The organism is Sedimenticola sp., from assembly GCF_050289425.1.
GTDB lineage: Bacteria > Pseudomonadota > Gammaproteobacteria > Chromatiales > Chromatiaceae > Sedimenticola.
In genome coordinates, this window is record NZ_JBNKFS010000003.1 from 65,637 (window position 1) to 88,902 (window position 23,266).

Genomic DNA, 23,266 nt, shown 5'->3' on the forward strand with positions numbered 1-23,266 from the left:
AGTATAGCCTTTATTTCGCCGGTTTTCTATACGCGCACACTAAAAAAGTCCCGTCTCGATGTGCCCGGGGTCACGCACTGACGGGCCTATCAATCCGAACGTCTACGTAAGTCAGCAATTTTCTGTTTTTCAGAAAGTAGCTGGCCCAGGCGCTGCTTCTCCTGTTCGGAAGCATCTCCCGTGCTGACTCTCTCCAGCAGTTGGGTGGTTTCCTGTTCGTGCTGTTGTTCCACAAGCCTTTGCAAGGCTCCACGGAACTCCATTTCCATGCCACTTTCGGGGGTGGGCAGCTCGGTGGCGGTGCTCCAGATCTTCTCCAGATGGGAATATTCAGGCTTGCCACGCCAGCGCTCGATGATCTGTGCTGTCCTAAGGTTAGGTTGATTTCGCACGATTTCAAGGAGTTGGCTTAATAAATTGATACCTGGCGCGCGAAAATCCCGCCATTCCGTCGGGATATCGGCCACCTGGCCCAGTTCGGGTTTGATCAGCAGCAGCGTGATAGCCCGGCGTATCGGCGAGAGTGTCTGTTGCGCGCCCTGTTTTTTACGCAGGGGCGGACGTGGTTTGTGTGTGTCGTTCGCGGGCGGATTGCCCAACTGGTGCGTCTCCAGGCCGACTTTTTTTGCCAATCGTTGCTGCATCATCTCGCGGAACAGGCCGGTCGGCAGTTTGGCCAGCAGCGGCTTGGCCAGCTCCGCCAGGCGTGCCCGGCCGCCGAGGGAGTCCATATCCACTTCCGCCTCCAGTTTGTCGAACAGAAAGCTGGAGAGCGGCGTCGAGTGAATGATGCGCTGCTCGAAGGTTTCGCGTCCCTCTTTGCGGACCAGGGTGTCGGGATCTTCGCCGTCCGGCAGGAACAGGAAGCGGGCTTCCCGGCCGTCACGCATATGTGGCAGGGCGGTCTCCAGCGCCTTCCAGCCGGCGTCGCGTCCGGCCCGGTCCCCGTCGAAGCAGAAAATGACTTCGTTGGTGGTGCGAAACAGCCGTTCCAGGTGTTCGGCGGTCGTGGCGGTACCCAGTGTCGCGACGGCATAGCGGATACCGAACTGGGCCAGGGCGACCACATCCATATAGCCTTCCACCACCAGCAGGCGTTCGATCTTGCGCAGCGCCTTGCGGGCTTCATAGAGGCCGTACAGCTCCTTACCTTTGTGGAAGATCGGGGTTTCCGGTGAGTTGAGGTACTTGGGTTTGCCGTCACCGAGGATGCGTCCGCCGAAGGCGATGGTCTGTCCGCGGTGGTTACGGATCGGGAACATGATGCGATCACGGAAACGGTCGTAGCATTTGTCCGCTTCGGGTTCCGAGATCATGCCGGTGACGCGCAGCCGTTCCAGCTGTTTGTCATCCTGTCCCAACTGCTTGATCAGGTTGTCCCAACCCGGTGGTGCGTAACCGATGCCGAAATCGACGCTGATTTCACCGGTCAAGCCCCGTTGTTTGAGATAGTTGACCGCTTTACCCGCGTCCGGGTGTTTGCGCAGTTGCCACTGGTAGAAGCGGGCGGCCTGTTCCAGGGTGTCGTAGAACGGTCGGTAGTCGGGACCACTGTCGCTGCCCCCTTCGCGCGGGACTTCAAGGCCGGCCTTGCCGGCCAGCTCCTCAATCGAGTCGACAAAACCGAGATTGTCGTACTCCATAAGAAAGCCGATGGCGGTGCCGTGCGCGCCGCAGCCGAAGCAGTGGTAGAACTGTTTTTCCCGGCTGACGGTGAAGGAGGGGGTCTTTTCGTTGTGGAACGGGCAGCAAGCCTGGTAATCCTTGCCCGCTTTCTTCAAAGGCACGCGGCTGTTGATCAGGTCGACGATGTCGACCCGGTTCAGCAGTTCGTCAATGAAGTGTGCAGGGATCTTTCCAGCCATCGTGCAATAGTACCTTGTAGCTACTGCTCAGAGACAAAAAAGCTCCGGTCATTCAATATGCCAGAGCTTGGTGCAGGGTTGCCGCAGGTGTGGGATCAGCTGTTCAGATGCTGCTTGATCAGGGCGCTAACGGCCCCCATGTCGGCACGTCCCTGCATTTTTGGCTTCAGTTGCCCCATCACCTTGCCCATGTCGCGCATCGACTCGGCTCCGGTGGCCTGGATGGCTTCGCGGATCAGGGCGTCGATCTCTTCGTTGCTCAGGGCTTCCGGCAGGTACTCCTGCAGGATGGTGATCTCAAACGCTTCCTGCTCCGCCAGTTCGGCTCGACCCGCCTGTTCGTACTGGGTAATGGAGTCGCGACGTTGCTTCACCATCTTGTCCAGCACGACCAGGATCTGGTCGTCGTCCAGTTCGACTCGCTCGTCCACTTCCCGCTGTTTGATAGCGGCCATCAACAGGCGAATCACGCCAAGGCGGGGTTTATCACCCCCCTTCATAGCGGATTTCATATCGTCCTGGATGCGCTTTTTTAGCATGGGATAGAACTGAGACGAAGTCAGATCAGTACTGACGGTCCCACTTGCGATTTTCGCGGGAGACTTTCTTCAGATGACGTTTGACGGCAGCAGCGGCTTTGCGTTTACGCTCGGTCGTCGGCTTCTCATAGTGCTCGCGACGACGCACTTCAGCCAGAACGCCGGCTTTCTCGCAACCGCGCTTAAAGCGGCGCATGGCGACTTCAAACGGCTCGTTTTCTTTTACTCGTACGTTGGGCATTTCCCACCTCAAAAATCGTACCAACGGGATGCTGGAAACATAAGAGCGCGAATTTTACGCACTGTTTTTGCGTTTTGCAAAAAAATTATGGATTTTTCTTGGGATGTGGTGGAATTGCAGCCTCTTCCGGCGGGGGCACCCCGTCGAACCCTGAACATTATTTATAAGGTATGGAGGCAGTCAAGCGGTCCACGGCCAGGTTTGCCCTGGTCAGCGGCGGTTTGCGAAGCGATGCGGGTATTGGGCATAGAGACATCCTGTGATGAAACGGGATTAGCCATTTACGACAGCGAACAGGGTCTGCTCGGCCACAAGCTGCACAGTCAGATCGATCTGCACGCCGTTTACGGTGGAGTGGTGCCGGAGCTGGCGTCGCGGGACCATGTGCGCAAAACACTGCCGCTGCTCACCAGCTTGCTGGCGGAGACCGGTTTGTCCCGGGGGGATATCGACGGTGTGGCCTATACGGCGGGGCCGGGCCTGATCGGCGCCTTGCTGGTGGGGGCGGCGATCGGCCGCAGCCTGGCTTGGGCCTGGGGTGTGCCGGCGGTGGGGGTCCATCATATGGAGGGGCATCTGCTGGCGCCGATGTTGGAGGCGGAGCGTCCGGAGTTCCCCTTTGTCGCGTTGCTGGTCTCCGGTGGGCATACCCAGTTGGTGGAAGTGAAGGGTATCGGTCAGTACCGGTTGCTGGGCGAATCGCTGGATGATGCGGCCGGCGAAGCGTTCGATAAAACCGCCAAGATGATGGGATTGCCCTATCCGGGTGGTCCGGAACTGGCGGCCCTGGCGCTGCAGGGTGATCCGCGTCGGTTTCAGTTTCCCCGTCCCATGACCGATCGTCCCGGGCTCGACTTCAGTTTTAGCGGCTTGAAAACCTTTGCTCTCAACACCCTGCAGCGCGAGGTGACCGGTGACGAAAATGAAGCCCAACTGCTGCAGACCAAGGCCGATATCGCCCGCGCCTTTGAAGAGGCGGTGGTGGATACCCTGGTGATCAAGTGTCGGCGTGCGGTGCGCGAGTGCACGGCGGCTACCCTGGTGTTGGCGGGCGGCGTCAGCGCCAACCGGCATCTGCGCGAAAAGATGCAGGTGGCAATGAAGAAGGAGGGCGCGCGGGTGTTCTATCCCCGTACCGAATTCTGTACCGACAATGGGGCGATGATCGCCTATGCCGGATGGCAACGCCTGCGCTCGGGCGCCCGGGAGTCGCTTGGTTTCGGTGCCCGCGCCCGCTGGCCGATGGATTCCCTGGCCGGGCTCTGAAATCAGTTTTCCGCGTCGGGGCCCTGCTCGTTTTTGATCTTCCCTTCGGAGCCGGACAATAGGTTACGGATATTGCTGCGGTGACGCCAAAACAGAATGACGCTCATCGCCACCTGCATCAGGATCAGCTCCGGTGCCGGCCAGATCAGCCAGACGATGACCGGCGCCAGCGCCATCGAGACCAGCGCGGCGAGCGAAGAGATATTGAGTCCCTTGGCCATCAACAGCCAGAGTGCGGCCACCAATCCGCCGATCTGCCAGTGGATGCCAAATTGGGTGCCCAATGCGGTGGCGACCCCTTTGCCGCCTTCAAAGCGGAAGAACAGCGGGTATAGATGACCGAGAAAAGCGGCCATGGCGACCGCCGCCAACACCAGGGGCGAGACGCCGATCAACTTGGCGGCGAGCACCGGGACAAAACCCTTGAGGCTGTCGCCCAACAGGGTGATGGCCGCTGCCTTTTTGCCGCCGATACGCAATACGTTGGTGGCACCGGGATTATTGGAACCCTGAGTGCGGGGGTCGGGCAGGCCCATCAGGCGACAGACGATGATGGCGCTGGAGAGGGAGCCCAGCAGGTAAGCGGCGAGTATCAGAACGGCGTCGGTCATGATTTAGGGTCTTTAATCGGGCCAAAGCCCATCGGGTTTGCCGAATTCTCCCGATAGCGGGCGATAGGGTCAAGGCTATTTGTTATCCCGGCCGGCTGTTTTACCATGGCCGGATACAACTTCAGAAATAACGGAATACCCCATGGATATAGTTTTTTTACGTGATCTCAGGATCGATACGGTGATCGGCATCTATGACTGGGAGCGGGAGATCAAGCAGACCGTGGTACTCGATATCGAGATGAGTACCGATGTCAGGCGTGCCGCCGCCACGGAAGATATCGCTGATGCCGTGGATTACAAAGCGGTATCGAAACGGTTGATCAGCTTTGTCGAAGAGAGTCAGTTTCAGTTGGTGGAGACCCTGGCGGAGCGTTGTTCGGAGATTATCCGGGAAGAGTTTTCGGTACGCTGGGTACGGCTCACCGTCAATAAGATCGGTGCGGTCAGTGCCGCTTCCGATGTGGGGGTGATCATCGAACGGGGCGAGCGCTTCTGACATGCCGAGAATCTGGATCAGCCTTGGCAGCAATATTGAGCGTGAGCACAACATCCGCGCGGCGTTGCATGATCTGCAGGCTGAGTTTGGCTCCCTGTTGGTCTCCAAGATATACGAGAGTGAGGCGGTGGGTTTCAGCGGAGATGCTTTCTATAACCTGGTGGTCGGCGTCGATACCGAGCGTTCGGTGGATGAGCTGGTGCAACTGTTTCGCGCCATTGAATCGGCCCACGGCAGAACCCGCGAAGGGGGCGGTTTCGCTTCGCGGACCCTGGATATCGATCTGTTGACCTATGGCGATCAAATCATCGACCGGGACGGTCTGCACCTGCCCCGGGACGAGATCACCTGTTACGCCTTTGTCCTGTTGCCGTTGTCGGAGCTGGCCGGCGAGAGCCGGCATCCCGAATCCGGCCAAAGTTACCGGGAATTGTGGGAGCAATTCGACCGGACATCCCAGCGCCTCTGGTCGGTACCTTTTGATACCGGCCTGCCGCCGGTGGCCTGAACGTTTATTGCTGCAGGCTGCGGCCACCGTCCACGGCGATGATCTGGCCGGTGATATAGGGGGCATCCAGGGCCAGAAAGCGAACGGTGCGGGCGATATCCTCCGGCGTGCCGATGCGCCCGAGCGCGGTGCGGGAGAGGATCTCCGCTTTCGCCGGCTCCGGCAGCTCTTCTTGTTCCGGCCACAGGATGGCCCCCGGCGCCACGCCGTTGACCCGGATCTCCGGCCCCAACTCCCGGGCCAGCGTTTTCACCATCATGGCGTTGCCGGCCTTGGCCATGCTGTAGAGGGGATGATCCTTCAGTGGCCGCTCGGCGTGGATATCCACCAGATTGATAATCGCTCCCTGCTGTGCCTTGAGCAGGGGGGCCGCCGCGATGGCAAGAAAAAAGGGCGCCTTGAGGTTGATGCCCATCAGGTCGTCCCACGCTTCGGTGGTCAGCGATGACACGGGCGTGGGATAGAAGCTGGACGCATTGTTGACCAGCAGGTCGAGCCGGCCGCGCCACTGGCTGATCTGTTCGATGATCCCGGGCAGTTGCTCGGTGTCCTGGAGATCGGCCTGGATCAGTTGTACCGAGTCGCTCCGTTCTTGCTCCAGTTGCTGTTTCAGCGTTTCGGCCGCGGATGCGGAGCGGTGATAATGCAAGACGATATCCATGCCGCACTGATGCAGGGTGTGGGCAATCACCGCGCCGATACGTTGTGCGGCGCCGGTAATCAGGGCGACGGGTCGGTTTTCTGCTACCACGTTTGGTTTTACCTCGATTTCTGCTTAATCCGCGGACTTGCTAAACTGGCCGTTAAAACGGTTCAATACCTGCCACTTTATACCGAATAGATGAGTTTACGAAATTCATGATGGAACGGATCAACCCCCGGGCGGCTGAGGCTGTCATGGCTCAATTGCCGGAACCGGATGCGGATGCCCGTCAGCACAGCCTGAATCTGGTGTCGCGGATCCGTGACGAGATCAACGACAGCGGCGGGCAACTGCCGTTTGATCGCTACATGGAGCTGGCTCTCTACGCTCCCGGTTTGGGTTATTACTCGGCCGGGGCGCGCAAGTTTGGTGAGGCGGGGGATTTTGTCACCTCGCCGGAGATCTCCCCGCTGTTTGCCCGTTGCCTGGCGCGCCAATGCCGGGAAGTGCTGCAAGAGACGGGCGGTGACACTATCCTGGAGGTGGGCGCTGGGTCGGGAATCCTGGCGGCCGATCTGCTACTCGAGCTGGAGCGTCTGGACAGCTTGCCGGCTCACTATCTGATCCTCGATTTGAGCCCGGAGTTGCAACAGCGGCAGCGCCAGACGCTGGACCGGCATGCACCCCATCTATTGGAGCGAGTGAGCTGGTTGACGGCGCTGCCGGCGAGCGGTTTCCGCGGCATGGTGATCGCCAACGAACTGTTGGACGCCATGCCGGTGCATCGTTTCCGGCTGCTCCACGGCAACCTGTTGGAGCAGTTTGTCCGCTGCGATGAAGAGCGCTTTGAGCTGATTTGGGAAGAGCCGCAAACCGTCGATTTTTCCCGGCATCTGGCGCCGGCACTGAATCAGATCGGCCAAGTGGACGATTATGAGTCAGAGATCAATCTGCGTGCCGCCCCCTGGTTGGCGTCGCTGGCGGGATGTCTGGAGCGGGGCGCTGCCGTGCTGATCGATTACGGCCATAGCCGTGCCGAGTATTACCATCCGTCACGTAGTCGCGGCACCCTGATGTGCCACTATCGGCACCGGGCGCATGACGACCCGCTGGTCTATCCGGGGTTGCAGGATATTACCGCCCATGTGGATTTTACTGCGATCGCCGAGGCGGCCGTGGCGGCGGGTTTCCAGGTGGCCGGCTACACCACCCAGGCGTTTTTCCTGATGAGTTGTGGACTGGATCAGTTGGTGGCTGAATCCGATGCGGAGGACGCGGCGGCCCACCTGGCCCTGGTGCAGGGTGTCAAACGCCTTACCCTGCCGACTGAAATGGGTGAACGCTTCAAGGTGCTGGGCTTGACTCGGGGGATGGACCGGCCGCTGTGCGGCTTTGCCATGAGGGATATGCGTGAGCGGCTTTAGGTGGTTGGTGCTGCTGTTGCTACTCCTGTTAGCGGGATGCAACACTACTTCGCAGCATGATTCACCGGTAAAAACCCGCCAATTCCAGATGGGTGATATCGCCAAGAGCGATGTCGATATGGTGGCGGAGATCCAGATTCAGTTTTCCATGGAGCATCTGCGGGAGCTGATGGAGAAGCTGTACCGCCGCAATCCCCGCGAGTGGCGAAAAGGGGGGGCGGCCACGCTCGAGCAGGCGCTGGCGCGTGTGTTCGGCACCGCCCGCACGGGCCATTTCCCGGAATTGCAGGGAAAAAAGGGCACAGATGCCATTATGCTGACCTTTGATGAGCGCTACCGCGGGGATCGGGTGCTGGCCTTTGTCGAGGGTTTGCGGGGTATGCTCCTGGCGGCGCACAACGGAAAGCAAGTGTTTTACTTTACCGATGAACTGGATCCGCAAAAGCTTTACAACGCCGCCCGCAATATTGAAATTGCCACCTGGAAATTGGGTCATACCCGGGATAGTGAAGGGCGGCTGTTTCTGATCAGCAACGAAACCGCCGGGCCGGTGATCAATCTCAGCTACGAAAGGCTGTTCGGCAAGCTGATTGCGTTGCAGGATGGGATGGCCAGGATCGTCGCCCAGAGCAGTAACCGGCGTATAAAAACCATTATCCAGTCGGTCGCCTCAGCGGTATTTTTGCCGATCTGATCCCGTTTCCTACGGCGCATGATGGTTGCAAATGATACGAGTTTGTCGCTAAATTACCCCGTGTCAGCAGATTTCTCGAGAGACGTTATGGCTTCCTACAAAAGTGATTTTCAACCCGGCGATATCCTGGAACTGTTTGGGGAAACGTACCAGGTGCTGGAAAATGACGGGATCACCGGGCAGCTGATCCCCTTTCCCTCCGAAAACGTTCCTGCTCATGTGGTGACCTGGGCGGAAGAGGCCGGCGAGTATACCCGTATCGGTCAGGCACAACTGCCCGGCCCGACACCCTGTTCCAGCGGGGACGGCAGTTGTCCGACCAACGGGCGCGGCTCACCACTTTAATCGTCAGGTTTCGACATTCATGGGTGTTGGGTAGTCGCTTGCCGGCTGCCCGGTGCCGCCAATTTTGATACGGTCGATATATCGCGAGCGGCAGTTTCGTGTCAGTCCCGGGTTGACGTAAAATGTGTCGCTTCGCCAGTTCTCAACAAGGAAGCCCCCATCCATGATTGCCGTTTTCAACGCCTTGATCCCGGTTATGGCCATCATCCTGTTGGGGATGTTGCTGCGCCGGGCGCCGCTGTTCACGGACGAGAGTTGGCACGGCTTTGAAAACCTCTGTTATTTCGTGCTGTTTCCGGCGTTGCTGATCAAGACTCTGGCGACGGCCAAAATCGCTTCCACCGAATTGCTGCTCTTCTCCGCCATGGTGCTGTTCGCCATTTTCGGTATGAGCCTGCTGCTGTTGCTGTGTCAGCCGCTGATGCGGCGCTGGCTGGGTATCGACGGCCCGGCATTCACCAGCCTGTTTCAGGGGGCGACCCGTTGGCACGGTTTTATAGCGCTGTCCATCGTCGGCCTGCTCTATGGTGACGAAGGGGTGGCCTATATGGCGATCATCATGGCGGTCATCATTCCCCCGTTGAATGTGATCAACGTGTCGGTGTTGGCGCGCTTTACCGATGGCCCGGGCGGGCTGCAGGATGTGTTGCGCAAGCTGTTGAGAAACCCCTTTATTATCGCCTGTTTCATCGGCGCCACGCTCAATCTCACCGGTATCGGACTGCCGTCGCAGATCTTTTCCCTGTTCGATATTCTCGGCGGTGGGGCGCTGGGGCTCGGTCTGTTGACGGTCGGTGCCGGGTTGCATTTCTCCCTGGTGCTGGATCACCTACTGCTGGTGTCGTTCGGTGCGGCGATCCGACTACTGGGTATGCCGCTGCTGATGTTTACCGGGGCGTGGCTATTCGGGATCGACGGTGTGCCGCGCACCGTGGCGGTGATTGCCGCCGCCGTTCCCACCGCCTCCACCTCTTATATCCTGGCCCGGCAGATGGGTGGCGATGCCCCGCTCATGGCCAATCTGATTACGGTGCAGGTGGTTGCCGCCGCCCTCTCTCTACCGATGATGATCTGGCTGGCGGGTTTTTGATTCAGGCGCTAGAGTTAGAAGGCAATTTCCGTAAAGCGACACTGGATAGAGATCAGGATAAGGAGTCGGCTATGGCTGTTTTCAAAGGATTTCCACAGGACACCCTGTCATTTCTCGGTGAACTGAAGGCCAATAACAACAAGGCTTGGTTCAATGAGAATAAACCGCGCTATGAAGCCCTGGTTAGGGAACCGGCTCTGGCCTTTATCGAATCCATGTCTGACGGGCTGACGGAGATATCGCCTCACTTCCGCGCCATCGCCAAGAAGGTCGGCGGCTCGCTGATGCGGGTCTATCGCGACACCCGCTTCGCCAACGACAAGACCCCCTATAAGACCAATATCGGCATCCAGTTCCGTCATGAACTGGGCAAGGATGTCCATGCGCCCGGGTTCTATCTGCATATCGAACCGGATGGCTGTTTTATCGGTGCCGGCATTTGGCATCCCGAATCGAAAACCCTGGGCCAGATCCGCAGCTTTATGGATGACAATCCAGCGGCCTGGAATAAGGCGGTCAAGGCGGCCGCTTTCGCCAAACAGTTTACGCTGGAAGGCGACAGCCTGAAGCGCCCGCCGCGCGGTTTTACCGTGGATCATCCGCTGATTGACGATCTGAAACGGAAAGACTTTATTGCCATTAAATCGATCGATGCGGAGGCCATTCACTCGCCCCGTTTTACCCAGTCGGTATTGAAGGATTTTCGTCGCACCGATGCCTTTATGCGTTATCTCTGTACTGCGATTAACGTTAATTACTGATCGACTAGATCCCCGCTTAGGTTTGAACAACCTCATCACCTTTAGGTGGTAGGGCTGTCCTGTAATCCAGCGGATGGGTTATGCCTCTGATCACTGCTGTCCCATAAACAATAAGATAAGGGGGTGTGAATAATCGACGATTTACCTCATCCAATCCCCTCACCCCAACCCTGGGCCAGATGTTCCCGACCTGGCCAACCGACTACATCCCTGTAGCCGTCTCCCTGAGGGAGAGGGGGTCTATGGGACAGCAGTGGCCTCTGATGTAAGTGGCTTGCTTATCTTTCGCGTTCCTCTATGATGTGTCGGTGCATATAAAAAGTTAGTTATTTCAATAACTTATATCGGTATAAATAGAATATTGTGATTGAGGTCCAGGCTATGCAATCAGGTCCGCGCGAGATCGAAACCCCGTTCCGCCCCATCCCCTTGGAAGTGCCTGAAGGGATGATGCCGAATGAGTTCTTCAACAGTACCGAAAACCTTAATGATCTGGTGCATAACAACGGATTGCTGGTCAATCCGGAAAACCTGCTGCTGTACCGCAAGGCGCTGGGACACAGCAATGAGTTCGACGCCTCGATCATTTACAACACCTCCAACTGTATCCTCGATCCGCTGGGCCGCCCGGTGCGCCGCACCCAAGTGCCGGACCAGGTAAAGCATGTATGGAACCGTATGAATCAGGTGTTGATCGAGTACATGCTGGAGCAGTACCCCGATCCGGATGAGTCGTTGATCCTGGCGGGCGAGGCGAGCCTGGATGCCACCTGGCCGCTCACTTCGCCGGGGGTGCCCAGCATCCGCATGCTGCACAACCACTTTATCGTGTTCGACAAACAGCAGCTTCGTGCGTCCCGTTTTGCCGATCCGGACAACCCGAACCTGACCGATGGCGGTCAGCACAGCCTGTTTCAGGCTTACATGCATGATGTCTATCATGAGTTCTTCTCACAACTGGATTTGCAGATTCTGAAACCGGTTACGGATGGAACCTGCCGGATCGATCTGACCGGTTATCCGCAGGGGCTGCCCAGTTGGGAGGTGCAGGGCGGGGTGGATGTGTTGAAGCATATCCGTTTCTGGCGTGAGTACGACGCCATCCTGATGGGGTTCATCGATTTCTACCGCACCTTCTTTACCCAGGTGTCGACCCGTAACGCCCCGATACCCAAAGACGCCTATTTCCCCGAACAGATCGAAAACACGCTGATCTATAACAACGACTTCCTCAAGACCGCCAAGAAGGTGCGCGACCAGTGTGTGCACGATGCCAAATATGCCAACGCCATCCGCTGGCAACCGGCCTTCAAGCAGTTGCTCTATCGGGACGATAGCGGGCGGTTGATTATCACCATTAGCCAGAATTCGATCGGCAACGCCATTACCGAACTGTTGGGGGTGGTGGTGAAGCGGACGCCGGATGCCGCCGCCTACGAGGCCAAGGAGCCGCAACTGATCGAACGTCTGTTGGAAGTGCGGCGGCGGTTGGTGGAAGCGGATCTGGGTGAGCCGGTCAGTACCCAGTATTGGGGTACCGACTAGGGCCTATTTGTGGCGCTTGTCCCGTACATAGAGGATCTTGGAGTGGGTGCCGCCCACCTGCCGCTCTTCGATATCAAACAGCTTGGTGGCGGTGACCAGTTCCCCCAGCTTACCGTAGCCGTAGTTGCGCGGGTCAAAATCGGGCGACTGCTTGGCGATGTTGCTGCCGACGGGACCAAGTTGAGCCCAGCCGCTGTCATCGGAAGAGGTGTTGACAGCGTTGCGCAGCAGATTGACCAGTTTGGCATCGCGGCGTAACTCGCCACTGCTCTTCTTGGCAATGGCGCTACCCTCTTCGTCGCTCTTGGCGCGTAGCACTTCGGTGTAGATGAATTTGTCGCAGGCGGAGACAAAGGGGGAAGGGGTCTTTTTTTCACCGAAGCCGTAAACCAGTAATCCCGATTCGCGGATTCTGGACGCCAGCTTGGTGAAATCGCTGTCGCTGGAGACGATGCAGAAACCGTTGAAATTGTTGGTGTAGAGCAGATCCATGGCATCGATGATCATGGCGCTATCGGTGGCGTTTTTCCCTTTGGTATAGGCGAACTGCTGCATCGGTTGGATTGAGTGTTCCAGCAGTACTTCTTTCCACCCCTTCAGGCTCGGTGACGTCCAGTCGCCGTAGATGCGCTTGACGCTGGCGGTGCCGTAGTTGGCGATCTCGGACAGCAAGCCATCGACGATGCTGGGTTGGGCGTTATCGGCGTCGATCAGGACGGCCAATTTATCGGTGTTTTCCATTGTAGCGTGCGTCTGTTTCCATTCGACTAAGCGGGTTGCCTTGCGTTGGCAAGGCGGCGAGTCTGCTCAGACTAACAGACTCACCGGTGTTGAGGAACCGGTTTTGAATCGATGATCCGGACTGCCTTTCCCTGCCCGGGGGTGCCGCGGCTGTAAGGTGGAAATTGTCCTATAATCAAAAGCGTAGTGCGGCGGTGGGATTGGCAATCGGCTGATTGAGCGAGATCACTATTTTGGCGGGAAAGGGTTTTACTCTGACGGTGGGTTGATACTATGACACATCACCCGGGAGCATGAGCGGCGCATTCATATGGAGTATCTACGCAAAACCTACCAACTGAATATCAGCCTGCTGGGTGTGGTGCCCGAGGTATGGCGTCAGGTTCGGGTTGCAGATAGTGATACCTTTGCGGAGTTGCACGATACGCTGCAGATCGCCATGGGTTGGACCAATATCCACATGCATATGTTTATCAAGGATGGCCAGAAGTACGGCATTCCCGATGATCAGTTTCCGGATGACACCCACAATGAGCGGGAGACGCGCCTGCGTCAGGTGTTGAAGAAGCCGGGGGACAATCTGCTCTATATCTACGATTTTGGTGATGCGTGGGAGCACCGGGTGGTGCTGGAGGAGATCCTCCCTTACGACTTGTCACAGACCCTGCCGGTTTGCTGTTACGGCGAACGCGCCTGTCCGCCGGAAGATGTAGGCGGCCCGCCCGGTTACGATGAATTTCTTGAGGCGACGGCCGATCCCTCCCATCCCGAACATGACTATATGATCCGCTGGATCGGCGGTGAGTTCTCTCCTGATCTGTTCGATATCGGCCTCACCAACGAGCTGCTGCGGGAAAAGCATCTCCGTTTGGGTTGATCCGCGCGATCCTTCACTACAGAGTTTTTCGATCGATACTCAATGGATAGTGGGCATGCGTTTCAGCGGTTCGATCAAATTCTCCAGTCCATTGATCTTGATCTCCAACGCCAGGGCCATCAGCCGTCCCAGTTGACCTTCCGGAAAACCCTGATTGGCAAACCAGATCAGGTAAGCCTCCGGCAGATCGATTAATACCCGGCCCTGATACTTGCCAAACGGCATCTCCATCTTGGCGAGTTTGACCAGGTCTTGTTTATCAAACATGGCTCGATAGACAGTCGTGTTAGTCGGAGGCGGCCGGTTTGCTGGCTTTCCGCGTCAGCGGTTTGTGTCCCGCTTCACGGGGTACGGCCGTTTCAGCGTCTTTGGGCTGACGCCGTTTGCCGATATTTTTCTTGTCCCGCAATCGCTGTTTGGCCTTTTTGTTTTTGGCCTTTTCCGCTGTTGTGGAAGCGGTTTTCTTTTTCCCGCCGGCGGCTTTGCCGGAGCGCTTCAGTTTTTTCGGACCACGGTATTTGCCGGCGATCTCTTTGATCAGGCGACGCTCGAACTCATGCTTCAAATAGCGTTCGATACCGGTCATCAGGTTCCACTCCTGATGAGAGATCAGGGATATGGCCAAACCCTGTTCACCGGCACGTCCGGTACGCCCGATCCGGTGCACATAATCCTTACCGCTACGGGCCATGTCGAAGTTGATGACCAGGTCCACGCCTTTGATATCCAGGCCGCGGGCCGCGACGTCGGTGGCGACCAGGGTTTTGATGGTTCCCTGGCGTAGCAGACCCATCATCTGGTTGCGCTCATCCTGGGTCATGTCGCCGTGCAGTACACCGACCCGCAAACCCTGCTTGCGCAGTTCGGGGCCCAGGGCATCCGCCTGTAACTTGGTGTTGGTAAACACCAGGGCCTTGTCGAAGGTTTCATTTTGCAGCAACCAGGCAAGCAGGTTCTTTTTGTGGATTTTGTCATCGGCCGGGATGATCTGCTGGGTAATGCTGCCGTGCCGATCGCGGACCGTGCTGAGTGTGATGACCGCGGGGTCGCGCAGTAATGTATCGATAATGCCTTTCAAACCCCGGTGGCTCAGGGTGGCGGAGAACAGCAGGGTTTGGCGCTCGCTGTTGCACTGCCCGGTGATGCTCAATACATCGTCGCTGAACCCCATGTCCAGCATGCGATCCGCCTCGTCCAGGATCAACACTTCCAGACCCTGGAAGTCCGGTGTGCCCTGTTCCAGGTGTTCCAGCAACCGGCCCGGCGTGGCGACGATGATTTCGGGGTTCTTGCGGAACAGGGCGCGCTGGTATTTGAACGATTCGCCCCCGGTGATCAGGCCGATCTGCAGGCGCGTACCTTTGATCAGCTTCTCTCCCTGTTTCAGGATTTGGTGCGCCAGTTCCCGGGTCGGTACCAGAATCAGCACCCGGGTGCCGCTATCCGGTGCCGGGGTATTCAGCAGGCGATCCAGCGTCGGCAGCATAAAGGCGAAGGTCTTGCCGCTGCCGGTCTCGGCACTGGCGATCAAGTCTTGCCCTTCCAGCGCTAGCGGGATGGCCTGCTGCTGGATCGGGGTCGGTTCATTCAGGCCCAGGTCGTCCAGGGTTTGAAGCAGGCGGGGGTGGAGGGGCAAGCTGGAGAGCAACGGGGTCACCTTGTGTGCAATGAGATCGAAAGAGCCGCTATTGTAATCCATTGGCGGGGGCGATTGGGATAAATCCCTCGGCGATGGAATGGCCGGTTCTATGTGATAATAGCGGCCAATCGCGTGGCAATTTGCAGGGAACGTCTTATGGGCATCGACTGCCGAGCCATATCTTCATCCCGGACGAACCAGTGAACCAATACGATGTGATCATTATCGGCGCCGGTGCCGCCGGCCTCATGTGCGCCGCCACGGCCGGCCGCCGTGGTCGCCGGGTGCTGCTTCTGGATAACAGCCGCAAGGTGGGTAAGAAGATCCTGATGTCGGGTGGCGGGCGTTGCAACTTCACCAATCTGTTTGTGGAGCCGGCCAACTATGTTTCGCAAAATCCCCACTTCTGTAAATCGGCCTTGAAGCGCTACACCCAGTGGGATTTTATTGCCCTGGTCGAGCGTTACGGTATCGCCTATCACGAGCGGGAGCATGGACAGCTGTTCTGTAACGATTCCGCCCGTGAAATCCTGGACATGCTGCTGTCGGAGTGCGAGCAGGCCGGCGTCACCTTGAAATCCAGCTGCGAGGTGGCGGCAGTCAGTGGCGAACATCTCTATCAGGTGAGCACGAATCAGGGCGGTTTTCTTGCCGAGTCCCTGGTGGTGGCCACGGGCGGACTCTCCATCCCGAGTATGGGGTCGAGCGGGTTCGGCTACGACATTGCTAGTCAGTTCGGCCTGAATGTATTACCGCAGCGGGCCGGGTTGGTCCCCTTCACCTTTACTGACCGGATGAAAGGGGTGACCGAGCGGCTGGCCGGCATCTCCCTGCCGGTAACGATACAGTGTGGTGACCAGCTCTTTTCTGAACAACTACTGTTCACCCATCGGGGATTGAGTGGCCCGGTGGTGTTACAGATCTCCAACTACTGGAAGGTGGGCGAAACGATAAGGGTGAATCTCTTACCGGATTTGGATGCGGTTGCGTTATTGCGGGATTTCAAACAACAACATCCGCGCGGCTCTTTGAAAAATCTCTTGGCAAAACAGTTACCTAAGAAACTAATTGCAGAGTTGATGGCGCTCTATTGGCCGCAATGGTCGGAGCGCCCGATCGCCGATATGCCGGATAGCCTGCTGCAAGAGATTGCCGGGCACCTGAATCATTGGCAGTTAAAACCCTCGGGAACGGAGGGCTACCGTACCGCAGAGGTAACGCTGGGTGGTGTGGATACCGATGAGCTCTCTTCTAAAACCATGGAGAGCCGACGTCAGCCGGGCCTCTATTTTGTCGGCGAGGTGATGGACGTGACCGGGCATCTTGGCGGGTTCAATTTTCAATGGGCCTGGTCATCCGGTTATGCCGCCGGACAATACGTTTAACAACCCCATTAAAAGCCGTGGAAATTTAGAAGCATATAGTGATGTGCTTATCTATTCTCCAATAAGCAATTCGACTTAAGTTTAATCTGCAACTGTCGCTACTCCATACAAGACCGCTGAAGACACGGCGGCACCTCGTGGGATTGTGGTTGATTGTACCTACCTGTTGGCACCCACATACAGACAAATACCTGGTGAACAATCCGGCTTGCCGGTTGGGACATTTTTAACTATGAAGATCAAAACCAAACTGACTGTAGGCGCCAGTCTGCTGATGCTCATCCCCGTGGTGATCGTCAGCGCCGTACTGGGGTGGGTCGCCGTAGACAATGGACGTGAGGCGTTGGAAACCAAAGCGCAGAATCAGATGATCGCGCTTAGGAACAGTACGCAAAAAGCGATCGAAAATTATTTTTCCAGGGTGCAGGCGCAGATCGTCACCCTGTCTGACAACCGGATGATTATCGATGCCTTGAATTCGCTGCCGAACGCCTATCGCCTCTATCAGAGCAGCGTCGAAGCGACCGGCGACGCGGGAAAAGCCAAACTGGATAAGATGCGTCAGGATCTGGTGGCCCTGTATACCGGGCCGTTTATGGATGAGTACAAGAAGCAGAACGGCGGGGCTACTATCGATGCCGGACAGTGGGTGGAGAAGCTGAGTGGCACCGGCATTACGCTGCAGAACTCCTATATTACCGCCAACCCCAATCCGTTGGGTGAAAAGAGCAAGTTGATCACCCCGGAAGACGGCTCTTTGTATGAGGTAATGCACAAGCGATTCCACGGTTCATTACGGGATTATCAGGAGCGCTTCGGGTATGAGGATATCTTCCTGGTCGATGCCAAGACCGGCGATGTGATCTATTCGGTGGCCAAGAAAGTCGACTACGCCACCTCGTTGCTGGATGGGCCCTTTGCGGGAACTGCGCTGGCCGAGGTGTTCAAAAAAGCCAATGAATCGGAAGAGCCCGGCTTTATTGCCATGACCGATTTTTCCGCCTATGCCCCCTCCTATAATAATCAAACCGCCTTTGTCGCCTCGCCGGTGTTCACGCGCGGCAAGCGCATCGGTGTATTGATTTTCCAACTTTCAGCCGAACGTATTTCAGCGGTGATGACCCATGAACATAAATGGGCCGATGTCGGACTGGGTGAGTCGGGTGAAAGCTTTATCGTCGGCGGCGACTACACGCTGCGTAGCGACAGCCGCTTCCAGATAGAAAATGAAGCGGGCTATCTGGATAGCCTGAGTAAGTCCGGTATGTCGGCGGAACAGGTGGCCAAGGTAAAAGCCAAGCATTCAGGTATCGGGGTGCAGCAGTTGAAATCAAAGGCTTCCGAGGCGGCGCTGGCGGGTGAGTCGGGTGTGGCGCTGTACACGGATTACCGTGGTGTGGATGTGCTGACCGCCTACGCGCCGTTAAGCATCTCCGGATTCAAGTGGGCGGTTATCGCCAAGATGAATACGGAAGAGGCATTCCGTTCTGTCGAATCGCTGAAGAGTACCATTGCCGGCGTGGCTATTGGCATTGCCGTAGTGGTGTTTGTTGTTGGCGCATTAATTGGCTGGGTCTTTACCGGCCTGATCGTGCGGCCGATCCAGAGCACCGTGGATGCGGTGAAGGATATCGCCGAGGGCGAGGGTGACTTGACCCGCCGCTTGGATGATCGCAGCAAAGATGAACTGGGTGAACTGGCTGGCTGGTTCAACCGCTTCCTGGATAAGATGCAGGGCGTGGTGGGCGAGCTGAACAGCGTGACACAGAATCTGTCGGTCTCCGCCGAGCAGCTATCCAAGGTGTCGGAAGAGACACGGGACGGCATCGGCAATCAGCAAGTGCAGACCGAACAGGCCGCGACAGCCACCAACCAGATGGCCGCGACGGTACAGGAAGTGGCGAAGAACGCCGAGTCCGCCGCCAATTCGGCTATGCAGGCGAGGAACGAAGCGACCGAAGGCAAGGGTACGGTGGATGAAAGCATTGCAACCATTCATCACCTTTCAGCGACGGTTGAACAAGCCGCCGGTGTGATCGGTAGGCTGGAGCAGGATAGCGTCGAGATTGGCGGCGTCCTGGACGTGATCCGCAACATTGCCGAGCAGACCAATTTGCTGGCGTTGAACGCGGCTATCGAAGCGGCGCGGGCCGGCGAGCAGGGCCGTGGATTTGCCGTGGTGGCGGATGAAGTCCGCACATTGGCTTCCCGTACCCAACAGTCGACGCAAGAGATTCAAGAGATGATTGAACGCCTGCAGGCGGCTTCTAAAGAAGCAGTAAAGGCGATGGATGAAACCAACACCCAGGCGCGAAAGGGTACCGACTTCGCGGTGCGTACCGGCGAAGTGCTGGAATCCATCACAAACGCCATCAATCAAATCAGCGACATGAATACCCAGATCGCCAGCGCAGCGGAAGAGCAGAGCGTGGTGGCGGAAGAGATCAACCGCAACGTGGTGGGTATCAACGAAATCAGCGAGCACACCGCAAGGGGTGCACAGCAGACCGCCTCCGCCAGTGAAGGGCTGAACAATCTTGCGGGACAACTGCAGCGTATTGTTGGGCAGTTTAAGATTTAGTTTTTGTTTTGTCTGATGATCAAAGCGTCTCCTGAAAAGGAGGCGCTTTTTTTATGGAGTAAAGGATGGATGTGTAGAGAAAGATAGACATGGGCTGATATTTATTAAATCAATAGAGTCAGCGACCTAGCTGTGCGGCGCAATCAAAGTGCAGCCAGCGTCTGAATGAGTGAATAGTTATATGTGCATTAATCCTCTTTGATAAAGTCTCTTTTTTTTTCTTTCTGAATTCGATTGCGTATTTCTTGAATTCTTTGTTCCAAAAATTGTCTATGCTTTAGGAGCTCGACAGAATTACATAGCTGCACAATTTCCTCAAGAAAATCTATTTTTTCTTGCAGCATCGGTACGGCGCTTTCAGACCAGGATGAAATAATTGGCTCATAGGGAATTTCTTTAAAATCATCAAAACTTTTGTTCTTATCTAAGAATGATTTATAAAAGACCAATTTCCTTTCCAATGAAAACCCGGAAACTACTGAAAATAAGAAGCACATATACTTATTGTTATTAAATTTCGTTTCGATCTCATTAATAATATATTTGTTTTGTTTGTTCAATATTGAATTGTCGGTTTGAGGGTTTACGCTCTTGTTGAAAAAAGATTCATAATAACCAAAGCATTTCCTCTTGCGTTCCTGCTCAAAAACAACTGATGTGATTCGTTCCATAACACTGGCGAAGTCCTCGCGCATCCATATGAATGAATAGTCACGACTATCATCGTGATGGCTTAGGTAATCTTTTCTTGAGAATTTTTCCTCAAGATATCTATCAATGAATGTTTGATCATTATCGAGAAGCATTGTTAAAAAACTTCCATTGTAGTCAGCATGATGATCAACTTTATCTATCGCTATATATGCATCCTCAAGCAATGAAAAATTGCCAGAAAATACAGAGTGTATATTTTTATATATCTCAGTATGTGGATTAAGGAGCTGAGAAATTGAGAGGGCGTACTCCGAAGCGCTACTTGCTCTTCTTATAATAATCGCAATAATTTCAGCGATAAAGCCTTTTTTTATCGCTTCATATTTTAAGAGATAATCAATTTCATTAATGAAATACTTATTATCTGAATTTTCGTACAATTCACATAACGCATCCAAATGTTCTTTTTGAACTTCGTGGCTAGGAAGATTCTGGTAGTAACTGAAAAGCCATCTGTCTTTTGTTGAATATTCAGGAGTATTTATTACATCAAAAACTTTTGTTGCTTCACATCTACGTAACATATTGTACATAACAATCCAAGGGCTTATTTCCAGATAGTCTCCTTGCCAAAGGTAGTGCTTGATAACATTACATGATTGTATAGCATCGCGTGCTAAAAAATTTTCTAGTATGGAAAGTATTCCCTGATTTATTTGCCACTGCGAATATCCTTCAAGTGTTTTCTGGATTTTATAAAGCTGATGAAGTATTTTGTTATAGTCATCCTCTGAATATGAGGCAGTTAATGTATCTATTTTCTTGTTTTTGTATTCTCTATACGCATCATGGCTAAGCTTTAACTCAATCCTTTCTAGTTTATTTGTTAACAGGTCATAAAGCATATATTCTTGCGACCGAAACTTTTCCTTTAGCGTTTTTTTTGTTTTGATATCAAGTCGCTTTAACAATTTCAAATATTTTTGGACTACAATACAATGATAGATATCACTTGGGTCAAGCGCACTGATAAAGAAAGGTAATATGAGTTTTGAGTCATCTTCGACAATACCAGCAACGGAAACATTTCGGCCTGACTGTGTGTGAGCTATCAACAATTTAAGGATGTGTTTTTGGTATCCTTTATTCTTAAATAAATCGAATAACTGTCTTAAAATTTTCTCACGAAGGTTGCGCAGGCTTTTAGATTCAATCAAATCAAATTGCGTAAAAGTTATTGTGTGCGCCCTGCCGGATTTGGCGCAAGAAAAATGGGTGCGCAGATAATTCTCTACCAAAGCTATAAATAATCTAGTGAAATACTCATTTCGTCCTGAGTCACTATATTCTAGTAATTTGTCAATTACTCCATGTTGGATATAGTAATCATAACTGTATGAGTCTGGTTGAAAACCGTATCTGTCAGTGAGGCAATGAAGTATTTTCGGTGTATCATTTGGCTGCTTTTCTGCATACTGAAAAAATAGGTCTAATGACAGCCTGCTCTGATTTCCATCGAGATATCTAAACAGCGAGAGTGTTGAAAGAAATTCAGGTAAAGATGTATTTGGATCAGATTCGAATTTTATATTCTCCAGATCAATACCTGAATTGTTTATGCTACTAATTTTATCCTGTATGTAGATAAGAGTGTCCGTTGGCTTCAAAAACCAAAATACATCAATTAATTGCAGGAAATTATTTTCATCACCGCCCTGCATTTTGCTCCAAGCTTTGTCAACATCTGGCTCCATAACCTTCTTAATTTCATCAAAATTAAAGGTGTTGAGTATTGGGTTTATAGCATCAATGAGTCGTTGTTTATACTTGGGAAATAACTCATTTATCAGTGTTGAGAAATCAATCAGTTTTTCCTTGAAAAACACAAGATAGAAAAGATATGTAGAAAGAACTTGGTCTGATACTTTGACTACTTCATTTTCAAACATATCCAAAACTTCCATGTCATGAAGTTTCTTTGATTCCTCCCAAAAATTATCTGCAGAGATCCCAAATACGTTCTCTATATTTGACCTGAGAATATCATTTGTCCTATCAACGCTTCTAAAGAATGCTACGATTCCGACTACTTTTAAAATATCTCTGTCTTCAAGAGTATCAAGATCTGCCTTTATTGATGAGTAATATTTGTCATATAGTTCTGTAACGTCACTTATACTTTCAAGCGTATTGCTTTCTTTGGCAACTTGCGCTGCCATTACTGATATACGTGGATTTCCTTGAGCGATACCGACTATTCTATCCAGAAATAGATGGTTGTTTATTTTGAACTCATCTTGTAAGAGTTTTTTAATTTCTTCATCAGTAAGTGGATCTATTGTTATCTCAGCGACGCCACCTATAGGCTGACAAATTTCTTTAATTTTATCTAAAGCGTAATCTCTAACGGTAGCGAGAATTTTGAAGGTCTGGTCGCTACGTTTTGTTTGTAATAGATGAACGATATACTGAAAGCCACTTACGCGATTAGCATCATCCACAAAAATAAGAAAATCACCTGAATCAGAAAAGTATGACTTAATATCTTCGAATAAATCAATTCCTTGATTAAATATACAGAAGGCTTTGTATGACTTATTTTCCGAAATGAATTGTCTGTAAAATTCAATAGCGATTCTCGATTTACCCACTCCAGCTTGCCCTGAGATAATAACTAAGTTGCTGCCTTGAACTAAGGATAGCAACTCATTTTTTTCATCTTCCCTAAAGTGAAATTCGGTTTGTAGTGTCGTGGTTAATTTGTTCCTTTCATATTGCGTGACAAACTTGTCGAGAGTTACAATTTGACCGGTATCTACTTCAATACCAAGATAATCTTTAGCAATTCCAGGATACTTTTCTAACAAATCATACGATATAGCTCCCAAACCAAATAGATTTAGATTTAATTTAAACTCTTCACACTGTTCTCGTAAATTATCAATTTCCTCCGCGGATAAATCCGATGTGTAACACAACACAATCTCTTTTATTTTGGCAGTTGCTATGCCTGTCTTGTCTTCATCTAGACACTTTGCTATATCGTCGGAGAATTTGCTATATACTTTGTCACTAGATATCGTTGTGTATTCACCAAATATATACTTTCCATCGTTAGCTGGTATTAAGGTATCTGGCGTTCCCTTTCTGACCTTGTTGCTCCCGGCAATAGAACCAATAGGATTGATTTGCGGATAACCTTTATTTAATAAATAAGAATCCGCAAGTTTTTGAAATGCTCCACCATCTAGCTCTTTCAAAGCATTTTGAATTTGATTTATTTTTGCCATTACGTTCGCGCTGACATATCAGGTAAATTTAAGTGTGTAACGCCACGACTCACAGAGAAAGCCTGGCG

At 53.5% G+C, this 23,266-nt stretch carries 21 protein-coding genes; 12 read left to right on the forward strand and 9 right to left on the reverse strand.

The window, feature by feature from the left end:
• Nucleotides 1-89: 89 nt before the first annotated feature.
• The 3 genes from dnaG to rpsU all read right to left on the reverse strand — a co-directional run bounded on the left by dnaG (nt 90) and on the right by rpsU (nt 2,645).
• Nucleotides 90-1,865 (reverse strand): DNA primase, encoded by a 1,776-nt coding sequence (gene dnaG / locus ACQY5R_RS02665; protein WP_428604139.1) that lies wholly within the window; start codon nt 1,863-1,865, stop codon nt 90-92.
• Between the two features lie 95 nt (nt 1,866-1,960).
• Nucleotides 1,961-2,404, reverse strand: a complete 444-nt coding sequence (locus tag ACQY5R_RS02670; protein WP_428604142.1) for a GatB/YqeY domain-containing protein — start codon at nt 2,402-2,404, stop codon at nt 1,961-1,963.
• Nucleotides 2,405-2,429: 25 nt separating this feature from the next.
• Nucleotides 2,430-2,645, reverse strand: coding sequence for a 30S ribosomal protein S21 (gene rpsU, locus ACQY5R_RS02675; protein ID WP_029132016.1), 216 nt, complete (start codon nt 2,643-2,645; stop codon nt 2,430-2,432).
• 231 nt (nt 2,646-2,876) lie between these two features.
• Between rpsU and tsaD the strand changes: the two genes are divergently transcribed.
• On the forward strand, nt 2,877-3,911 hold the full coding sequence (tsaD, locus tag ACQY5R_RS02680; protein WP_428604486.1) for a tRNA (adenosine(37)-N6)-threonylcarbamoyltransferase complex transferase subunit TsaD: 1,035 nt from the start codon (nt 2,877-2,879) through the stop codon (nt 3,909-3,911).
• A 2-nt stretch (nt 3,912-3,913) separates the two neighbouring features.
• Here the strand turns inward: tsaD and plsY are convergent, their stop codons facing one another.
• On the reverse strand, nt 3,914-4,522 hold the full coding sequence (plsY, locus tag ACQY5R_RS02685) for a glycerol-3-phosphate 1-O-acyltransferase PlsY (protein WP_428604146.1): 609 nt from the start codon (nt 4,520-4,522) through the stop codon (nt 3,914-3,916).
• 142 nt (nt 4,523-4,664) lie between these two features.
• On the opposite strand from plsY, the gene folB reads away from it, so the two are divergent.
• The gene (folB, locus tag ACQY5R_RS02690; RefSeq protein WP_428604149.1) at nt 4,665-5,021 is read left to right on the forward strand and encodes a dihydroneopterin aldolase; all 357 of its coding nucleotides are present in this window, start codon (nt 4,665-4,667) and stop codon (nt 5,019-5,021) included.
• A gap of 1 nt (nt 5,022) precedes the next feature.
• On the forward strand, nt 5,023-5,529 hold the full coding sequence (gene folK / locus ACQY5R_RS02695) for a 2-amino-4-hydroxy-6-hydroxymethyldihydropteridine diphosphokinase (protein ID WP_428604152.1): 507 nt from the start codon (nt 5,023-5,025) through the stop codon (nt 5,527-5,529).
• A gap of 4 nt (nt 5,530-5,533) precedes the next feature.
• Here folK and ACQY5R_RS02700 read toward each other — a convergent pair whose 3' ends face one another.
• Nucleotides 5,534-6,280, reverse strand: coding sequence for a pteridine reductase (locus tag ACQY5R_RS02700; protein WP_428604155.1), 747 nt, complete (start codon nt 6,278-6,280; stop codon nt 5,534-5,536).
• Between the two features lie 110 nt (nt 6,281-6,390).
• Between ACQY5R_RS02700 and ACQY5R_RS02705 the strand changes: the two genes are divergently transcribed.
• The 6 genes from ACQY5R_RS02705 (at nt 6,391) to ACQY5R_RS02730 (ending at nt 12,031) form a co-directional block, all read left to right on the forward strand.
• Entirely contained in the window at nt 6,391-7,596 is a 1,206-nt protein-coding gene (locus ACQY5R_RS02705; RefSeq protein WP_428604488.1) for a class I SAM-dependent methyltransferase, read from the forward strand.
• Nucleotides 7,583-8,290 (forward strand): hypothetical protein, encoded by a 708-nt coding sequence (locus ACQY5R_RS02710; RefSeq protein WP_428604157.1) that lies wholly within the window; start codon nt 7,583-7,585, stop codon nt 8,288-8,290. The genes ACQY5R_RS02705 and ACQY5R_RS02710 overlap by 14 nt, the downstream gene beginning before the upstream one ends.
• Before the next feature lie 87 nt (nt 8,291-8,377).
• On the forward strand, nt 8,378-8,635 hold the full coding sequence (locus tag ACQY5R_RS02715) for a hypothetical protein (RefSeq protein WP_428604160.1): 258 nt from the start codon (nt 8,378-8,380) through the stop codon (nt 8,633-8,635).
• A 163-nt stretch (nt 8,636-8,798) separates the two neighbouring features.
• Nucleotides 8,799-9,725: an AEC family transporter gene (locus ACQY5R_RS02720; RefSeq protein ID WP_428604163.1), complete on the forward strand. Its 927-nt coding sequence runs from the start codon at nt 8,799-8,801 to the stop codon at nt 9,723-9,725.
• Between the two features lie 71 nt (nt 9,726-9,796).
• The gene (locus tag ACQY5R_RS02725) at nt 9,797-10,486 is read left to right on the forward strand and encodes a DUF2461 domain-containing protein (RefSeq protein ID WP_428604166.1); all 690 of its coding nucleotides are present in this window, start codon (nt 9,797-9,799) and stop codon (nt 10,484-10,486) included.
• A gap of 381 nt (nt 10,487-10,867) precedes the next feature.
• The gene (locus tag ACQY5R_RS02730; RefSeq protein WP_428604169.1) at nt 10,868-12,031 is read left to right on the forward strand and encodes a hypothetical protein; all 1,164 of its coding nucleotides are present in this window, start codon (nt 10,868-10,870) and stop codon (nt 12,029-12,031) included.
• 3 nt (nt 12,032-12,034) lie between these two features.
• Here the strand turns inward: ACQY5R_RS02730 and ACQY5R_RS02735 are convergent, their stop codons facing one another.
• Entirely contained in the window at nt 12,035-12,772 is a 738-nt protein-coding gene (locus ACQY5R_RS02735; RefSeq protein WP_428604172.1) for an NYN domain-containing protein, read from the reverse strand.
• Nucleotides 12,773-13,082: 310 nt separating this feature from the next.
• Here ACQY5R_RS02735 and ACQY5R_RS02740 point away from each other — a divergent pair, with 310 nt between their 5' ends.
• Nucleotides 13,083-13,649 carry a plasmid pRiA4b ORF-3 family protein gene (locus ACQY5R_RS02740; RefSeq protein ID WP_428604175.1) on the forward strand — a complete coding sequence of 189 codons (567 nt, stop codon included), beginning with the start codon at nt 13,083-13,085 and terminating at the stop codon, nt 13,647-13,649.
• Between the two features lie 39 nt (nt 13,650-13,688).
• Here the strand turns inward: ACQY5R_RS02740 and ACQY5R_RS02745 are convergent, their stop codons facing one another.
• Nucleotides 13,689-13,916: a DUF3820 family protein gene (locus ACQY5R_RS02745; protein WP_428604178.1), complete on the reverse strand. Its 228-nt coding sequence runs from the start codon at nt 13,914-13,916 to the stop codon at nt 13,689-13,691.
• 19 nt (nt 13,917-13,935) lie between these two features.
• A complete protein-coding gene (locus tag ACQY5R_RS02750) occupies nt 13,936-15,348 on the reverse strand; it encodes a DEAD/DEAH box helicase (RefSeq protein ID WP_428604181.1) in 1,413 nt (470 codons plus the stop codon).
• 140 nt (nt 15,349-15,488) lie between these two features.
• Between ACQY5R_RS02750 and ACQY5R_RS02755 the strand changes: the two genes are divergently transcribed.
• Both ACQY5R_RS02755 and ACQY5R_RS02760 read left to right on the forward strand, forming a co-directional pair.
• Nucleotides 15,489-16,673, forward strand: a complete 1,185-nt coding sequence (locus tag ACQY5R_RS02755) for an NAD(P)/FAD-dependent oxidoreductase (protein ID WP_428604184.1) — start codon at nt 15,489-15,491, stop codon at nt 16,671-16,673.
• A gap of 232 nt (nt 16,674-16,905) precedes the next feature.
• Complete coding sequence (locus ACQY5R_RS02760; protein ID WP_428604187.1) at nt 16,906-19,254, forward strand: methyl-accepting chemotaxis protein; 2,349 nt, start codon at nt 16,906-16,908, stop codon at nt 19,252-19,254.
• 188 nt (nt 19,255-19,442) lie between these two features.
• Here ACQY5R_RS02760 and ACQY5R_RS02765 read toward each other — a convergent pair whose 3' ends face one another.
• Nucleotides 19,443-23,198 (reverse strand): hypothetical protein, encoded by a 3,756-nt coding sequence (locus tag ACQY5R_RS02765; RefSeq protein ID WP_428604190.1) that lies wholly within the window; start codon nt 23,196-23,198, stop codon nt 19,443-19,445.
• Nucleotides 23,199-23,266 lie beyond the last annotated feature (68 nt).